Source organism: Aurantibacter sp. (genome assembly GCF_039941195.1).
Taxonomy (GTDB): Bacteria; Bacteroidota; Bacteroidia; order Flavobacteriales; family Flavobacteriaceae; genus Aurantibacter_A.
Map to the genome: position 1 here is coordinate 197,569 of NZ_JBDVFA010000085.1, position 17,227 is coordinate 214,795.

Sequence of the window (17,227 nt, forward strand, 5' to 3'; positions counted from 1 at the left end):
TTTAAAGTTTAAGGTACAAATAGCTATAAAATCAATAAAAATATAAGATTATGAAAACAAAATTTGTAGTGTACATCTCACTTTTTACTTTAATGTTAGTGTCTTGTACTGTAGAGGAATTAAACGACTCTAATGAAATACCTGTAGTGCCAGAATCTCCAGAAGAAGAGCAACAAGAAGAATTAACTCTTGATAAATTAACAGGTTCTTGGATTAGAATTGCGAGTAATAACATTCCTAATGACGGGATGATTATTGAAATGAAAGACGCCGAAGGTAAAATTACTGATAAGGCAGGGTCATCATTTAATGATGGTGATATAAAATGGAAAGATATTGAAGCTATAGATGCCGAGAATTATACATACGAAGAATTAGGTAGTGATTATAGTTATTACAATGCATTTATGGAGCTTAAAGGCGACGATACTTTAAGAATTTCAGTAGGTTCAAGCGGTGCTGGAAATATCCAAAAATGGGTTCATGAGGGGGAATATACTCCAGTATCGGAGCAAGTCAGCACGGAAACACAAAAAATAGATTGTGATATAACGGTAGAAACAACTTTAACTAATGGTCCGGCGGAAATAGATTATGTTGTAGACTGTGTAATAGATGTTACCGCACCTTTAATAGTTGAAGCTGGCGTGGTAATACAATTTAATGAAAATGCTGGTATCGGGGTTTATGATGATGGGTCCTTGACTGTGAATGGTAGTGATACCGAGCCAGTAGTAATGCAAGGAGAAGAAGCTACTAAAGGTTACTGGAGAGGAATTCATATTCAGTCTAATAAACTAAGTAATTCCCTTAACTATTTACAAATATCTGATGCTGGAGGTAATTATGTTTATTGTTGTAATGACGCTTCATCAATATACTTAAAAGACGGAATGGCTGCCATTACCAATACTGAAATAAGCAATGGCAAATCCTATGGGATAATTGCTACTGATAATTTTGAATTTAACGGTTATTCGGAAAATATCATTACCACCCATGAACTAGCCCCCCTTAAACTGACCATGGAGAGAATAGGTGAGATAGATGGTGTTTCTTCATCATATCAGGGGAACGATAAGAATTATATAATAATTGATGATTCAGGAATAAATGAAAAAATCACCATGAAAGCTACCGATGTTCCTTATCGTATAGAACTTAATAAAGTTATAGATGTTCAAGCAAGATTGGATGTTGAAGCTGGTGTCGAGATAGTATTTGAAGAAAATGCTGGTTTAGGAGTTTACGACAATGGTATTATTAATGCTATCGGTACAGAAAATGAGCCTATTATATTTCGTGGATCAGAGGATATAAGTGGCTTTTGGCGAGGCATCCATACCGAAACAAATAGTTCATCAAATATAATTCGATATGCTGAGGTTAAAAATGCTGGTTCTAATTATGTCTACTGTTGTAATGATAAGGCAGCTATTTATATAAAATCCGGACAATTGACCGTTGAATATTCACTTATTGCACAAAGTGGTGGGTGTGGAATTAACGTTAATTCCAACGCAAATTTTATAGAATTGGAAAATGAATTTAACGACAATGGAACTGAAGGTGATGTTTGTAATTGAAATACTTTTTTGATATTAGATTAATAGAGTTTGAGTTAGGTTGATGAAAGAACCGATAACAATATTGTTATCGGTTTTTTTCATTTTGATGTTTACCTTTTAAAGTTTAGTACACTAATAAATGTAGATAGTTCTAATAATTAGAACGCTAATAAATTGAATTGATTAACCAATAAAAATTAAGATGATGAAAAATTTCAGAAAACAAATTCTTTTAAGCGGTTACGCTTTAGTAATAATGCTAACATTTGGTTGTAGTAAAGACAACCCCTTAAATCCAGCTGGGAACTGTTTTGGTGGAAATTGGTCTCAAGGCTATATAGATGAACTTCAGGCATGGTCCAATGCTGCTTCAGCATATTCCGAAAATCCGACTGCAGGAAATTGTGCAAACTATAAAAGTGCTGCAAAGGCTTATTATGATGCTGTAAATAACATTTATGACTGCATACCAACAGTCAGTCGGGCTGAAATTGATCAAGCTATAAAAGAGGCAAAGGCTGAAATAGATAGTGAAAGTTGTGAATAATGAAAAATAAAGAAAAGTATATAGTTCTTATGTTAGTGTTATTGAATTTTTGGTCTTGTGTCGGCGAGGTAAAAGAAAAATTATCTAAAGCCAAACAAACAGTTTCAAACACAACCACCCTGATTGATAAAGTTCAAGAGGCTAAAGAAGATATAGAGCATTTAAAAAGTGTTCAGCCTTTAACAAATGATGATTTAAAAAACTGGCTCCCAGTAGCAGTAAATAGTTTTAATAGAACAGGGTTTAAGGTTGGATTGGCTGGTTTCGCCAATGTGGCATCTATTGAAGGTGTATTTAAATTAGATAACACAAATCAGAAGTTTAAGGTAAATATTATTGATGGCGCTGGGCCAGCAGGCAGTATGGTGATAGCTGGCTTGGATATGGCTGCCAATATGGATATGGAACAGGAAGATGAAAGCATACACCTGCAGGCTGTAAATGCAAATGGAATACAAGCACAACAGACATTTTATAAAAAGAGAAATGAAACTAGTTTACAGTTTGTAGTGGATAAAAGGTTCGGTGTAATCGTAAACGGGGTAAATATAAATCCTGATAATACATGGAAATTAGTAGATGAATTGAATTTAGATGTTTTAAGCCAAATAATGGAGTAGAACATAGGATTGGTTTCCACAATTTTTAAAAAGAGCTAATAAAAGCAAGTGTGTATTTCTCGGATTCTAAATTACAAACCAATCTTACATAATTTTAAACCGTTTATACAACATTTAATTGGGCAGGCAATCTAGTTTTTATATTGTGGTCAGTTAATAAAAGAAGAATCTTTCCTTTTATTCGATAGGGATATTATTCCTTAGTTCTCCTGATGTTTCCCACATTGTAGTTGTGTAATAATATATAACCTTAAATAAAACATCATGAAAACAAAAATTTTATTATCTGTTTTAATAGTTGGACTTTTTACAATTTTTATGGCCTGCAGTAAAAATACCGAAGGATGTGAGGAGACTCCCGAAGCGTGCTTGATAGATTGTGCATACAACCCTGGAGCTTGTTTTGATTTAGAACCTGATAATGTAGAGATGGTAACTGATTCGGCTCTGGCTGTTTCAAAACTACCAATTCGTAAATAGTGTCTTTTTAGCATATTATGACTTGTTGAAATTTTAGGTAAGGAGAAGAATAGCATTGTCTAAGTATTAAAAATCAGGATTGAATTTTAAGAATTATGAACTGGTCGCATTTTCATTATTAAAACCTGGTCAATCTTACATAATTCTTTACCATTTATACAATATTAAAATGTGCAGGCAATCTTGTTTTTATATTGTAGTCGGTTAATACAAGTTATTTCTTCTCAGAATTTTACAGGAATTGTATTTCGCAAGTTTTAAAAATGTTAACCTTTAATTATTAAGAACATTAATTAATAAATCGATATGACTATGAAAGCGTTTTTTGTTTATGCCACATTATCAACTATTGCATTTTTAAGTTTTTTAACCTGCTTAACCTTAATTTTATATTAGTGTAAAGCATAATTATTAACCAATAAATTATAGCTATGAAGGCCACAATAATTTTAGCAATACTTCTATGTAATACAATGTTATTATGTGTTGAGCCTTTAGCTAAATTTACACAAGGTGTAAACATGTGGTACATTGCTAGTTTTCAATTGGTAATACTAATATGTTATGTTACTTATAAAATGTTACATGATCTAAAGAAGGCTTTTGCTATCGATACAATAGAAATTTTTAATTTTTTAAGAATAATTAAATCTTAAGCTATGTTCGCAATTCTTCACAAAAAAGATAGTCACACTGCACTTTTAGATAAGCTAAAAAGTTTTGTAGGTAAAGAAAACTGGAGTAACGATCGATTTGAAAAATTAAACGATTTGTTATTTGAAGTTAGGTGCGACATGGAAAATGCCGCAATATTAAAGTCAGATATTTTAGAAATCAGTACAAGTTTTAAAAAAGAATTTTTAGCAGAAACTCTTCAGGGACATGTATTAAGAAAGCCCTATGGTTATCCAGGTGATTTTTTATTGATTGATAAAATTTACACAGAATTCAAAACTAGGAATACTGCTTTTCGAATATGGGACGAATATTTTCAGCAACAAACCGTACCTAAGGCAATACGCAATAGCAAAGAGTATTTTAAAAAAATAATAGAAAATAAAAGCAAGGTTACTAAAAACCTAAAATTGTTAAATGTAGCAAGTGGTTCGGGTAGAGAATTATTCGAAATGTATGCTAATAATATAAATGGGTGCAAAATAACTACCACTTGTGTGGAGCTAGATGACTATGCTATAGCTTATTCTAAAGGATTAAATACTGAATATAACCATCATATTGAGTATGTGCATAGTAATATCTTTAACTATAATTCTGTTGAAAAGCACAATATTATATGGTCGGCGGGTCTATGTAATTATTTGAGTGATAATGGGGTGATTTTATTGTTGGAATACCTTAAAAATAAATTGTTGCCCGGAGGGGAAATTATTTTAGGGAATTTTAATAAAGAGAATAATCCTAGTAGAAATTATCTTGAAATAATGGGAGATTGGCATTTAATACATAGAACCGGAAAACAACTTTTACATTTAGCGAAACAAGCAGGATTTTTAAATAGTCAAATTAGCATTGACCGCGAAGCATTAAATGTGTGTTTGTTTTTGCATGTTAAACTTTAATTTTCAAAATCGATTTTCGTCTTTTGAACTAATATAACCGAAAAGTGACTTCTTGCTACTTTTCGGTTTTTGTTTGTTTTCTTTTCCTATTCAATTAATTATAAAAATAAATTTCATTAAGGGTTGTTAACCTTTAGTTTTTTAAAACATCAATAAAAAACTAAAGATTAATATGATGAAAACGCTACTCACTTTTCTTTTAATATTTATCACACTTTCCGCAGTTGGCCAAACAATAGCTAAGAACGCAGTTAGCTCAGCTGGAATAATATTATCAAACGACTCTAATAGTTTCAGTTTTACAATAGGCGAGCCCATTGTTGGGTTAATCGCAGGTGATGAATCTATAGATCAAGGCTTTTGGGCTGGATCACTTTTTGTTGAGGCAATTACTGAAGATAAAGACTTGGGCGGTATTGTAATATATCCGAGTCCTATGGATAATCAATTGAATATTCAAACAAATAATAATCCAATATACGGTGTAACTCTATTTACTGTAAATGGTATCATGGCGTTAAAGCAAAAAGTAGCGACTGCGAATTTGGAACACCAAATAGATGTTAGCCATTTAGCAAGTGGTGTTTATGTGCTACGCCTAGCCATAGAAAACGAACAAGAAGAAAAACTATTTAAAGTCATTAAAAAATAACATCACATTTAAAGGCCGCATTGCTGTGGTTTTTTAATGGGACAAAATTTAGAAATTATGAAAGAAATTTACACTCCAATTATTTTAGTAATTACACTGTTTTTAAGTGCGATGGCTCTTGCTCAGGAAGGGCAAAAGAATTTTATAAACTACCAAGGTGTAGCACGAAATGCAGATCAACAATTATTGATTAGCGAAACCATGACAATCGGTGTTACGTTAAAAGTTGGACCCACAGGTGACACCATCGAGTATGAGGAAAGTCATGAAATCACTACGGACGCCAATGGTGTTTTTAGTCTTAAAATTGGAAATGGTAATTTGGTAAGTGGTGATTTTAATAGCTTGCCATGGGGTTCAGGAGCGGCCTTGGCTACAATTACGATGAATGGCAACGAGGTGGGTACAACGGAAATGATGGCGGTGCCTTATGCATTAAGTTCTGCGGATAATAAATGGCATACCATTGGAGATGATATCGAAAATAAAAATGGCGGCAATGTTTTTGTAACGGGGTCGCTTTACGCATCAAAAGATCTTTCATTAGCAGAAGGAGCTGCTATTAATGAATTTTCAACCGATGGTACATTTGCTGGTAATAGTGATGAAAAAGTGCCTACGCAGAAGGCTATAAAAACATATATCGATGGCAAACTTACTGGGGGAGCAATAGATGCTGATGCGGATCCAACTAATGAAATTCAAGATATTAGTCTTTCTGGAACTGATTTAAGTATTACCGATGGATCTACGATAGATTTATCGGCCATAATTCCACCAGGAGGTACCGATGACCAAAATGCTGGAGAGGTTTCTTATGATAATACATCTTCCGGACTAACGGCAACAGATGCTCAGGCAGCTATAGATGAGTTGGCCACTGGAGGGTTGGTGGATACGGATGATCAGGATTTATCTTTATCAGGTACAACTCTTCAAATTACAGACGGTACCAGTGTAGATCTTTCTGCTATTATTCCGCCGGGAGGAACGGATGATCAAGACGCTTCTGAAGTTCCTTTTGATAATACAGGAACCGGTCTTGCTGCAAGTGACACGCAAGCAGCAATAGCAGAATTGGCTTCAGGCGGATTGGTAGATACCGATGATCAGGATTTATCACTTTCGGGTACTACCCTGCAAATTACAGATGGTACTAGTGTCGACCTTTCTACAATTATTCCACCGGGAGGAACCGATGACCAAGACGCTTCTGAAGTGCCTTTTGACAATACAGGAACCGGTCTTGCTGCAAGTGATACGCAAGCAGCAATAGAGGAATTGGCCACTGGCGGATTGGTAGATACGGATAATCAAGGTTTAGTATTAACTGGAGATGTGCTTTCTATTGAAGATGGTCTCGGAAGTGTTGATCTAAGCGATTATTTTAATAGAACTACAAGGCACGGACTATTACTAGGTGATGACGGAATAGTTGATGGTCTAGTTGGAACTGTTGATGGTCAAGTTGCTAAATGGGACGCAGCACTGGGCAATTGGGTTGCGGGCACTGATGAAGTTGGTGGAGGAGGTGGTTCGCAGTGGGAAACTACTGGAAGTGATATTTATTTTGATAGTGGTAATGTAGGAATAGGAACTTCAAACCCAAATTCCCATTTGCATATAAAGAATAATTCAGCAATTGAAAGACCTTTACTTAAATTGGAAGAGGAAGGAGATGATTTTTCAAGACTTGAATTTAGAAATACTGAGAACACAGGTTTTTGGCAAATTGCTGGTATTGCGAAGGATGGTGTGAGTGGAGCAGCGAATAGTAGGTTAAATTTTTATATTCAGAATGATCAAGGTGCTGCTAATCGAATGACAATTAGCGGTTCAGGCAACGTGGGTATTGGGGATATTAATCCTTCAGAAAAATTAGAAGTGGCGGGCAATATAAGAACTTCAGGTGAACTTCATACTTCTGCTACTGGAAATGCCAATATGCTTGCTAATGCATATGGAGCTATCGCTTCAGATGGAAGCATTAGTTCTGGTAGTGATAATTTTTCTGTAACTAGAACAGGTGAGGGTAAATATAGTATTGAAATTACAGGTGAATTTTATGTTTTGTGGAATTATCCTACTCTAGTAAGTAGAAGCGGAATAGGGTTTATTAAAAGCGGTTCGGTTAATGGCAAGTTGCTTGTAGATACATTTAATACTGCGGGAGTTGCGGAGGATGCCATTTTCAATTTTGTGGTATATAAACCATGATAAAATTTTAATTGAAATACAGAACCTAGAAATATTTTTATTCAAACCAAAAAGTATGTTTTTAATATACTTTTTGGTTTGTTTTTTTGTACTGATTTTTGCTTTAAATCTAGACTTTTGATCAGGTCAATAAATATCAGATGCCATCACACATTTCAACATGTAGTGTTAAAAACTTTGTAACTGTTTTATGTTAAGCTCCTTTTATTCAGTTGCTTTATTCTCCATATTTGTGTACACAACGGCTCAGCTAAGCACCCTTTCTTAACTAAAGTTTGAATTTGATTTTACAATCATCAGCCTTTTTTCTCCGTATTTAGAGAAAAATACAAGGCCTATTAGTTTTATGCGCGAGTACTTTAAGGCTCGTTTGTAAAACCGGAATAAAATATAGAAGTTAAAATATATAAATATGTCAACAGCAGTAGAACCTATTTTAGATAAAAACGAAGATCGATTTGTAATCTTCCCAATTCAACATCACGATTTATGGGAATGGTATAAAAAATGTGAAGCTTGTTTCTGGACTGCTGAAGAAATAGATTTAAGTGAGGATATAAACGATTGGAATAACAAATTAAGTGATGATGAAAAATATTTCATCAAACATATATTGGCCTTTTTTGCAGCTTCAGATGGCATCGTAAATGAAAATCTTGCAGAGAATTTTGTTAGTGAAGTTCAGTATTCGGAAGCAAAATTTTTCTATGGTTTTCAAATCATGATGGAAAATATTCATTCTGAAACGTATTCACTTTTAATTGATACCTATGTAAAGGATGAAAAGGAAAAGAATATTCTATTTAAGGCAATTGAAAACTTTCCGGCTATCAAGAAGAAGGCAGATTGGGCTTTAAAATGGATTGATTCTCCAAGTTTCGCTGAACGATTAATTGCTTTTGCAGCAGTTGAAGGTATTTTCTTTTCGGGTGCTTTTTGTTCTATATTTTGGTTGAAAAAAAGAGGTCTTATGCCTGGACTCACTTTTTCAAATGAGTTAATTTCTAGAGATGAAGGTATGCACTGTGATTATGCGGTACACTTGCATAACAAGCATCTAATAAATAAAGTGCCTAAGGAACGCATTACTCAGATTTTAACCAATGCATTAGATATTGAAAGAGAGTTTATTACAGAATCGTTACCAGCAAGTTTAATTGGCATGAATTCTAAGTTAATGACCCAATATTTGGAATTTGTAACGGACAGATTGTTGGTTGAATTGGAATGCGAGAAAGTATATAATGCCACAAATCCATTTGATTTTATGGATATGATATCCTTACAAGGAAAAACCAATTTCTTTGAAAAGCGAGTGTCAGAATATCAAAAGGCAGGCGTGTTGAATAAAGATAAAGATGTTGATTCTCAAAAAATTAGTTTCGACGCTGATTTTTAATCGAGTTAAAACCTATTAATAACAAAAAAAATTGAGACCCTATGTTCGTACTAAAAAGAGACGGTAAAAGAGAGCCGATGATGTTTGATAAAATTACTGCACGGGTGCGAAAGCTGTGTTATGGTCTCAATGAGCGTGTTGATCCAATAAAGGTGTCCATGCGAGTTATTGAAGGTTTGTATGACGGCGTAACTACATCAGAGTTAGATAATCTTGCTGCTGAAATTGCCGCAACGATGACAACAACACATCCCGATTTTGCAAAATTGGCTGCTCGTATTTCGGTATCTAATCTACATAAGAATACAAAAAAATCCTTCTCTGAAACAATGGAGGATCTTTACAAATATGTAAACCCTAGAACAGGTAAAAAAGCGCCGTTAGTATCTGATGAAGTTTTTAAAGTAATCGCTGAAAATTCGGAACGACTTGATTCTACTATTATTTACAATCGCGATTTTGGTTATGATTATTTTGGTTTTAAAACATTAGAACGTTCTTATCTTTTAAAACTGAATGGAAAAATTGCTGAAAGACCACAACACATGCTTATGCGTGTATCAGTAGGTATTCATTTAAATGATCTTGATGCAGCAATTGAGACTTACGAGTTGATGTCAAAAAAGTATTTTACTCATGCAACGCCAACCTTATTTAATTCAGGTACTCCAAAACCACAAATGTCTTCTTGTTTTTTATTGGCAATGCAAGACGATAGTATAGATGGTATTTATGATACGCTAAAGCAAACTGCTAAAATTTCGCAAAGTGCTGGTGGTATCGGTCTTTCTATTCATAATGTTCGTGCCACAGGGTCGTATATCGCAGGAACAAACGGAACTTCTAACGGCGTTGTGCCAATGTTGCGTGTATTTAATGATACGGCACGTTATGTAGATCAAGGAGGAGGTAAGCGTAAAGGTAGCTTTGCAATTTATGTAGAACCATGGCATGCAGATATCTTCGATTTTCTAGATTTAAAAAAGAATCATGGTAAGGAAGAAATGCGTGCGCGTGATTTATTTTATGCCATGTGGATACCGGATTTATTTATGAAAAGGGTAGAAGCAGATGCTGAATGGACACTTATGTGTCCGAATGAGTGTCCAGGACTTTTCACCAATCATAGCGAAGAGTTTGAAAAGTTATATCTTAAGTACGAGGCTGAAAATAAAGGGAGGAAAACGATAAAGGCTAGGGAGCTTTGGGAGAAAATATTAGAGTCTCAAATAGAGACAGGCACTCCTTATATGCTTTATAAAGATGCTGCTAACCGTAAGAGTAATCAGAAAAATTTAGGAACCATACGTTCTTCAAATTTATGTACCGAAATATTAGAATATACCTCGCCAGATGAGGTTGCTGTGTGTAATTTAGCGTCCATAGCTCTACCGATGTTCGTTAAAAATGGCGAATTTGACCATAAAGAACTACATCGAGTAACTAAGCGAGTAACTAAGAATTTAAACAGCGTAATCGATAGAAATTACTATCCTGTAAAAGAGGCTGAGAATTCAAATATGCGCCACAGACCTGTTGGTTTAGGAGTGCAAGGATTAGCGGATGTTTTTATAATGCTTCGATTGCCATTTACAAGTGATAAAGCCAAGAAGCTTAATCAAGAGATTTTTGAAACATTGTATTATGCTGCTGTAACAGCTTCCATGGAAGCTTCAAAAGTAGAAGGTCCATATTCGACATATGAAGGTTCCCCGATATCTCAAGGCCTTTTTCAGCATAATTTATGGAATATAAAAGATGAAGATTTATCGGGCAGATGGGATTGGAGTAAATTGCGTGCTCAAGTAGAAAAACATGGCGTTCGTAATTCACTTTTGGTAGCGCCTATGCCAACTGCATCTACTTCTCAGATATTAGGTAATAATGAATGTTTTGAACCTTATACTTCAAATATCTATACAAGAAGAGTTTTGTCGGGTGAGTTTATTGTGGTCAATAAGCATTTGTTAGAAGACTTAGTTAACCTTGGGTTGTGGAATGAGAGTTTAAAGCAAGAATTAATGCGAGCCAATGGATCAATACAAAATATTGATGTAATTCCAGCAGATATTAAGGAATTGTATAAAACAGTTTGGGAGTTAAGTATGAAGGATATTATCGATATGAGTCGCCAACGAGGATACTTCATAGATCAGAGTCAGTCGCTTAATTTATTTATGGAAAATGCCAATTATGGTAAGTTAACTTCTATGCACTTTTATGCATGGAAAAGTGGACTTAAAACAGGGATGTACTATTTGAGAACTAAAGCTGCAGTAGATGCTATAAAATTCACATTAGATAATACCAAGAAAAAGGAAGTGCCAGTTAGCGTAGCGGCGGAAGCAGAGGTTGAGGCAGCAACACCAGTTGTTGAAAATGCAAAAGAGTTAGCCGTTAAAACAACTCCTGTTGCAGCAGAAGAGTTAAACGTTGAGCCTATGAGTGCTGAAGAAATGAAGGCGTTAATTGAACAATCTAAATTGGGTCAAGCGGATGATGATTGTTTAATGTGTGGCTCTTAGTTTCAAAATTTAGATATAGAAAAAGTAATACTTAGAACTTATTTATTTAACAAAACCTCTGTTTTTACAGGGGTTTTTTCTTGTAAAAATTTATTAGTTTTAGGAAGATAAAGTTTGAAATTGATAGTTAGATAATAGATATCTACTATAATAGTAAAAAGAACAATTTTCAAAATAGTAAAGAAGGGAAATACACTTAAAATTGGTGTATTAAATGGGGAAATGAAAGAAAAAAAATGATTTATAAGCTTGTATACTATTTTTTAATATACGGACGCAACGCTACTGAAAACATATAAGCAGCGATGTAAATCATTAAAATAATTAAATAATTGTCCATGTTTAGGTAAATTTTGATAAACTATATACGTATAAGTAACGCAAATAGTTTATCAAAATTACACTAAATCGGAAAAAAGGTGCTTTTTAACGAATTTTAGTAGGATTATGCCTCGCTCAAATTACCATTATTCTTCAAATTAGAATTTGAAAATTTGCGGTAGTATATTCTTCCAACAAAAAGTAATAAAACGTAAGCAGCAATTAAAAGATAAGGGACCATAGCATAAGTTTTAAATAGGTTATGATAGGATAACGGGCGATTTGAGAATTATCTTATTTTTATAGTATGCTGTATGTCGAAAACGGTTAAAAAATTCGTTGAAAGGTAATTTTGCTAAAATAGTAATCGACAAAATGCACAATTAAAACTGTAAACTGCCTAAAACACAGTGTTAACCTTTGTTTTAAATTTATATTAAATAGTGAATAATGAAGAAAAGAAAGATTATCCTTGATGAAAATGAGATTCCAGAGAACTGGTATAACATTGTTGCAGACATGCCTAATAAGCCTTTGCCGCCATTAAATCCGGGTACTTTAGAACCTATTGGTCCAGAGGCATTGGCTCCTTTGTTTCCAATGGCTCTTATTGAACAAGAGGTCAGTACTGAAAAGTGGATTCCAATTCCTGATGAAGTTCGAAATCTTTATTCGCTTTGGAGACCAACACCATTATATAGGGCATATGGCTTGGAAAAGGCATTAGATACCCCTGCAAAGATTTATTACAAATATGAAGGAGTTAGTCCATCTGGTTCTCATAAGCCAAATACAGCTGTTCCTCAGGCCTATTATAGTAAACAGGAAGGAGTTAAAAGGATTACAACCGAAACAGGAGCAGGTCAGTGGGGTAGTGCATTGAGCTTTGCCTGTCAACATTTCGGAATTGAATGCGATGTATATATGGTGAAACTATCATATCATCACAAACCGTATCGTAAATCGATGATGAATGCATGGGGAGCAAATGTGTTTGCGTCGCCTACAAATTTGACTGAAGCAGGTAGAAAGATATTAGCTGAAAATCCTGATAGCCCTGGTTCTTTGGGAATTGCTATTTCTGAGGCAGTTGAAATGGCAGCTCAAAGAGAAGATACCAAATATGCTTTGGGGAGTGTTTTAAACCATGTAAAATTACATCAGACTATTATAGGTCAGGAAGCAATTAAGCAAATGGAGAAAGCGGGCGATATGCCTGATATTGTAGTTGCGCCCTTTGGAGGTGGTTCAAATTTTGCAGGATTAGCATTTCCATTTTTAAGATTGAACTTAGAAGAAGGAAAAAACATAAGATGTATTGCCAGTGAGCCCACTTCTTGTCCGAAATTAACAAGAGGTGTGTTTCGATATGATTTTGGTGATACTGGAGGAATGACTCCTTTACTTCCGATGTACACTTTAGGGCATGATTTTGTTCCTGCTCCTATACATGCAGGAGGGTTGCGTTATCATGGAGCAGGGGTAATCGTTAGTCAGCTTTTAAAAGATAAATTAATTGAAGCCGTGGCACATGATAATGTAGAGGTATTCGAAGCAGGAGTTCTTTTTGCAAAAACTGAAGGTATTATTCCGGCACCAGAAGCCACACATGGAATTGCAACTGTAATTGCTGAGGCAAAAAAATGTAAAGAAGAAGGAGTTTCTAAAACAATACTCTTTAATTTATGTGGGCATGGTAATTTTGATATGAAAGCATATGATGATTATTTCGACGGGAAAATTGTAAAACACGAATTGACTCAAGAAGAAATAAATGCTTCTATAGTGAGATTAAATACACCGGAAATTCCGAATTAGAGAAAGGTTAAAATATAATGTTCCCCAATATGAGATAGTTCCCCGTACGAAATAGTTCCCCATAATATTAATTAAACTTAATATGTTTTATGGGGAATTATTCAAAGACATCAAAATATGTACTTGAGCCTTATCAAGAGAACAAGTCATTACCAGAATTAGAAAGACTTTATGAAAGTTCATATGCAGTTACTGCTTTTGGTAATATTAGTTATGGAGAACAAAAGAAATACACGTTCTCGGTTTTAAATGAGAAAGAACAAGTTACTGATGTTATTTTATTCGGCACCAACAAGAATAAGGTTGAGGTTATAAATCAACTGTGTTCCATTGATGATTCGGTTTTAAACATGTTTAGTAAAACTGTTTTCGAGAACTTTAATAACATTCGTAAAATTTCTTTTCAAAAGCAATACGCTAAAATTAACTCAGAAGAGTACCATTCTTATGCTACGGAAATGAATGATGATTATATCATTGATTTGCCGGAAAATATTGCAACCTATAGATCTTTATTAGGCAAGAATATTAAACGTAATATCAATAGTTCTATAAATCGATTAAAAAGAGATTTTGCTGATTTTGAAATAACCTTTTATGAGAAGGAAAATGTTCCAGTTTCAATTATCGAAAAAGCGTTTGAATTGAATCAGTTAAGAATGAAGAAAAAAGGCAAAGCCTCACTTCAAAATGCCGAGATGAATAGAAGAATGATTGAACGTGTAAAGGCACATGGTCTTGTTTCGAGTATTTGTGTTGAAGGAAGAGTAGCTTCGGTTATTGTTAACACGATAGTTGGGGGACATTTGTATTTTCATATAATCTCACACGACCCAAAGTATGATTACTACCGCTTAGGGCAAGTAAATTTATATTTAACTATTAAACACTTTTTGGAACAAGGAGGTAAAAAATTTCACCTCTTATGGGGTGAATATGATTATAAATATCAATTTAAGGGAGAAAAGCATTTGCTGTATTCTTATGATTTACTTCGAAAAGGTGAAAGTTTGAACTGGGAGAAAACCAAGCATAAAACACGTAAAACTGTCAATTTTTTAAAAGGGATTACACCTCAAAAAGTAATCTCATATTCAAAGCGAAGATTGTCAAAAAGAATCAAGGCATAAATAAAAAGGGTTTCCATTTAGGAAACCCTTTTTATATTAGTGTATTTAAAACTACATGAATGCATCTTCACTTTTATAAGCATCTATTACTGCTTGTTCTCCATCTTTACCTTCTTTAGAATTTCCGTGTTCCATTCCTAAAACACCATCGAATCCTTTTTCATGAATCCATTTAAAGACATTTTTGTAGTTTATTTCACCTGTAGTAGGTTCTTTTCTGCCCGGATTGTCTCCAATTTGTATGTATGCAACTTCATCCCAAGTTAAACCCATATTGTGAATTAAATGGCCTTCGGTCTTCTGCATATGATAAATGTCGAAAAGTATTTTGCATGATGGGCTATCTACGCCTTTACAAATCATATAAGTTTGATCAGAATTTTGCAAGTACAAATCAGGTGAATCAGAAAGCGGTTCTAATACCATTACCAAACCATGAGGTTCTAATATTTCAGCTCCTCTTTTTAGTGCTTCAATTACATTACCATCTTGTACTCCAATAGGCAGTTTTCTTTCATAACCTCCCGGCACAACAGTCATCCATTTAGCATTTACACGCTTTGCGGTTTCTACAGCTCTTTTGCATCCATCTAAAAAGATATCAATATATTCTTGTTTACCAGCTGCTAATGTATTTGCCATATTGCCGCCTTTGTCAACTACAAAAACACCCATAGTCATTCCGCGTTTCGCTAAAGTCTCCCCCATTTTGGTTTGCATAGCTAAGTCGCGTTTCATCATGCCATTATCTTCAAATGCTGTGAAACCTTGATCGGCCATGAAATTTATTTGGTCAATCGGATCTTCACCAGCTAGATTTTTAAACATGCCCAAATGCGGTGCATATTTTAAATTGAATTTATGTGCAGCTGTATTGCTGGTTGAATTCGCATGCGATAATACGCCAGTCATAGATAGTGCTCCAGTTGTTAGAGCAGTTTTTTGGATAAAACTTCTTCTTTTCATTTTCATAATTTGTTTACAATGACCATGCTTTACCATCTGTTAATTCTGTAAGGTCATCACAGCCTATGTATTCACCAGGTATGGGCAAATAGGCGAGTACCTTCTCTCCTACATACTCCGAAGTTTTATAACCCCAAATAGTTGTTCCTCGTAATTGGCTCGCAAAGGCATATGCAGCTGCATCGTCATTTAAATTAGCAGTTTCGTTTGCTGCAAGTGCTTTGTTGTAATCAGCGATGGCTTCAGAATTCTTTAATTGTTCATCTTTCGATATTTTTAAAGTGCTTGCTAAAGTCGTCTCTAAATCTTCCATGCTTAAATCACCCGCTTTTTCTTTGCCAGCAGTTTTTAGTGATTTACTAAGAAATTTGTCCATAGACATTTTAAAAAAGTCTTGCTTTTCTTGATCCATAACTTCATTTACAAACTTATCTATAAAGATGTGAACTTGAAGTTCTGAAGCGGCAGGCGTATCTGTTGCTGGTAATATGATATCTACTAATTTCATTATTGCTGAACCTTGGTCAGGAGTTAAAAAATCAGGAGTCCAAGTGATAGCGTTTTCACTTTTACAACTTTGAACGATGCTTAATAATGTAGGGGTAGCAATAGTGTAACCTAGTGCCGCTCCCATGTTTTTTAGTGCTTTTCTTCTATCCATTATATATTTCCTTTTTTAAGTTGCGCAACTGCATGGTTAGCAGCACGGGCAGTAAATGCCATATAAGTTAATGATGGGTTTACACAAGCAGCTGATGTCATAAAGGCACCATCTGTTACGTATACATTTGAAACATCATGTAATTGATTGTTTCCATTTAATACTGAGGTTTTTCTATTTCGCCCCATACGTGCTGTACCCATTTCGTGAATTCCAAGTCCTAGTCCGGTTGGTCCGTCATGGCCTTTCACATCTTTAAATCCTGCCTTTTCTAACATTTCAACGGCAGATTCTTGCATGTCCTTACGCATATTAAATTCATTTTCCTGTAAATCAGCATCAAAAGTAACAGTAGGTAGGCCCCATGCATCTTTTTTATCGTAATCTAAGGTCATTCTATTGTCTTCATAAGGTAAAACTTCGCCAAATCCACCTATTCCCATTCTCCATCCACCTGGTTTTTCGACTGCATTTTTCAAATCTTTACCGTACGCTAATTCTGCAACTGTATCTTCCCAGTTACCTCTGCTGGCACCACCCTGATATCCGAAACCTCTTTTGTAATCGGTTCTGTTTGATGTGCCACCTAAATTTCTAAAACGAGGAATATAAACTCCATTCGGTCTTCTACCTTTATAATATTTGTCTTCAAATCCGTCGAAATTTCCAGAAGCTCCTACACCTAAATGATGATCCATAATATTACGTCCTAATTGGTCGGAGTCATTCCCCATTCCATTCGG

The 17,227-nt window shown here is 34.6% G+C and carries 14 protein-coding genes; 11 read left to right on the plus strand and 3 right to left on the minus strand.

Features of this window, described 5'->3' with window-relative positions; translation table 11 throughout:
- Nucleotides 1-50 precede the first annotated feature (50 nt).
- The 11 genes from ABJF52_RS14355 to ABJF52_RS14405 all read left to right on the plus strand — a co-directional run bounded on the left by ABJF52_RS14355 (nt 51) and on the right by ABJF52_RS14405 (nt 14,857).
- Nucleotides 51-1,586: a hypothetical protein gene (locus tag ABJF52_RS14355; protein WP_348151627.1), complete on the plus strand. Its 1,536-nt coding sequence runs from the start codon at nt 51-53 to the stop codon at nt 1,584-1,586.
- Between the two features lie 187 nt (nt 1,587-1,773).
- The gene (locus ABJF52_RS14360; protein WP_348151629.1) at nt 1,774-2,115 is read left to right on the plus strand and encodes a hypothetical protein; all 342 of its coding nucleotides are present in this window, start codon (nt 1,774-1,776) and stop codon (nt 2,113-2,115) included.
- Complete coding sequence (locus ABJF52_RS14365) at nt 2,115-2,735, plus strand: hypothetical protein (protein WP_348151632.1); 621 nt, start codon at nt 2,115-2,117, stop codon at nt 2,733-2,735. Before ABJF52_RS14360 ends, ABJF52_RS14365 begins: the two co-directional genes overlap by 1 nt.
- 264 nt (nt 2,736-2,999) lie before the next feature.
- The gene (locus tag ABJF52_RS14370) at nt 3,000-3,215 is read left to right on the plus strand and encodes a hypothetical protein (protein WP_348151635.1); all 216 of its coding nucleotides are present in this window, start codon (nt 3,000-3,002) and stop codon (nt 3,213-3,215) included.
- A 659-nt stretch (nt 3,216-3,874) separates the two neighbouring features.
- Nucleotides 3,875-4,795, plus strand: a complete 921-nt coding sequence (locus ABJF52_RS14375) for a class I SAM-dependent methyltransferase (protein WP_348151637.1) — start codon at nt 3,875-3,877, stop codon at nt 4,793-4,795.
- A 172-nt stretch (nt 4,796-4,967) separates the two neighbouring features.
- On the plus strand, nt 4,968-5,447 hold the full coding sequence (locus ABJF52_RS14380; RefSeq protein WP_348151640.1) for a T9SS type A sorting domain-containing protein: 480 nt from the start codon (nt 4,968-4,970) through the stop codon (nt 5,445-5,447).
- A 57-nt stretch (nt 5,448-5,504) separates the two neighbouring features.
- Nucleotides 5,505-7,664 (plus strand): hypothetical protein, encoded by a 2,160-nt coding sequence (locus tag ABJF52_RS14385; RefSeq protein WP_348151643.1) that lies wholly within the window; start codon nt 5,505-5,507, stop codon nt 7,662-7,664.
- Between the two features lie 412 nt (nt 7,665-8,076).
- The gene (locus ABJF52_RS14390) at nt 8,077-9,063 is read left to right on the plus strand and encodes a ribonucleotide-diphosphate reductase subunit beta (protein WP_348151646.1); all 987 of its coding nucleotides are present in this window, start codon (nt 8,077-8,079) and stop codon (nt 9,061-9,063) included.
- Between the two features lie 41 nt (nt 9,064-9,104).
- Entirely contained in the window at nt 9,105-11,588 is a 2,484-nt protein-coding gene (locus tag ABJF52_RS14395; protein WP_348151649.1) for a ribonucleoside-diphosphate reductase subunit alpha, read from the plus strand.
- A gap of 771 nt (nt 11,589-12,359) precedes the next feature.
- The gene (locus tag ABJF52_RS14400; RefSeq protein WP_348151652.1) at nt 12,360-13,727 is read left to right on the plus strand and encodes a TrpB-like pyridoxal phosphate-dependent enzyme; all 1,368 of its coding nucleotides are present in this window, start codon (nt 12,360-12,362) and stop codon (nt 13,725-13,727) included.
- 89 nt (nt 13,728-13,816) lie between these two features.
- Nucleotides 13,817-14,857 (plus strand): GNAT family N-acetyltransferase, encoded by a 1,041-nt coding sequence (locus ABJF52_RS14405; RefSeq protein ID WP_348151655.1) that lies wholly within the window; start codon nt 13,817-13,819, stop codon nt 14,855-14,857.
- A 51-nt stretch (nt 14,858-14,908) separates the two neighbouring features.
- On the opposite strand, the gene ABJF52_RS14410 is transcribed toward ABJF52_RS14405, so the two are convergent.
- The 3 genes from ABJF52_RS14410 to ABJF52_RS14420 form a co-directional block, all read right to left on the minus strand.
- On the minus strand, nt 14,909-15,823 hold the full coding sequence (locus tag ABJF52_RS14410; RefSeq protein ID WP_348151658.1) for a TIM barrel protein: 915 nt from the start codon (nt 15,821-15,823) through the stop codon (nt 14,909-14,911).
- Nucleotides 15,824-15,836: 13 nt separating this feature from the next.
- Complete coding sequence (locus ABJF52_RS14415; RefSeq protein ID WP_348151661.1) at nt 15,837-16,484, minus strand: gluconate 2-dehydrogenase subunit 3 family protein; 648 nt, start codon at nt 16,482-16,484, stop codon at nt 15,837-15,839.
- Nucleotides 16,484-17,227: GMC oxidoreductase (locus ABJF52_RS14420; protein WP_348151664.1), on the minus strand; the 744-nt coding region annotated here is incomplete at its 5' end. The genes ABJF52_RS14415 and ABJF52_RS14420, both read right to left, overlap by 1 nt.

Bases quoted from the DNA above. Each gene is read 5' to 3' on its own strand.
- ABJF52_RS14370 (WP_348151635.1), top strand. From the start codon at position 3,000: ATGAAAACAAAAATTTTATTATCTGTTTTAATAGTTGGACTTTTTACA.
- ABJF52_RS14405 (WP_348151655.1), top strand. From the start codon at position 13,817: ATGGGGAATTATTCAAAGACATCAAAATATGTACTTGAGCCTTATCAA.
- ABJF52_RS14365 (WP_348151632.1), top strand. From the start codon at position 2,115: ATGAAAAATAAAGAAAAGTATATAGTTCTTATGTTAGTGTTATTGAAT.
- ABJF52_RS14395 (WP_348151649.1), top strand. From the start codon at position 9,105: ATGTTCGTACTAAAAAGAGACGGTAAAAGAGAGCCGATGATGTTTGAT.
- ABJF52_RS14385 (WP_348151643.1), top strand. From the start codon at position 5,505: ATGAAAGAAATTTACACTCCAATTATTTTAGTAATTACACTGTTTTTA.
- ABJF52_RS14360 (WP_348151629.1), top strand. From the start codon at position 1,774: ATGAAAAATTTCAGAAAACAAATTCTTTTAAGCGGTTACGCTTTAGTA.
- ABJF52_RS14375 (WP_348151637.1), top strand. From the start codon at position 3,875: ATGTTCGCAATTCTTCACAAAAAAGATAGTCACACTGCACTTTTAGAT.
- ABJF52_RS14355 (WP_348151627.1), top strand. From the start codon at position 51: ATGAAAACAAAATTTGTAGTGTACATCTCACTTTTTACTTTAATGTTA.
- ABJF52_RS14410 (WP_348151658.1), bottom strand. From the start codon at position 15,823: ATGAAAAGAAGAAGTTTTATCCAAAAAACTGCTCTAACAACTGGAGCA.
- ABJF52_RS14380 (WP_348151640.1), top strand. From the start codon at position 4,968: ATGATGAAAACGCTACTCACTTTTCTTTTAATATTTATCACACTTTCC.
- ABJF52_RS14400 (WP_348151652.1), top strand. From the start codon at position 12,360: ATGAAGAAAAGAAAGATTATCCTTGATGAAAATGAGATTCCAGAGAAC.
- ABJF52_RS14390 (WP_348151646.1), top strand. From the start codon at position 8,077: ATGTCAACAGCAGTAGAACCTATTTTAGATAAAAACGAAGATCGATTT.
- ABJF52_RS14415 (WP_348151661.1), bottom strand. From the start codon at position 16,484: ATGGATAGAAGAAAAGCACTAAAAAACATGGGAGCGGCACTAGGTTAC.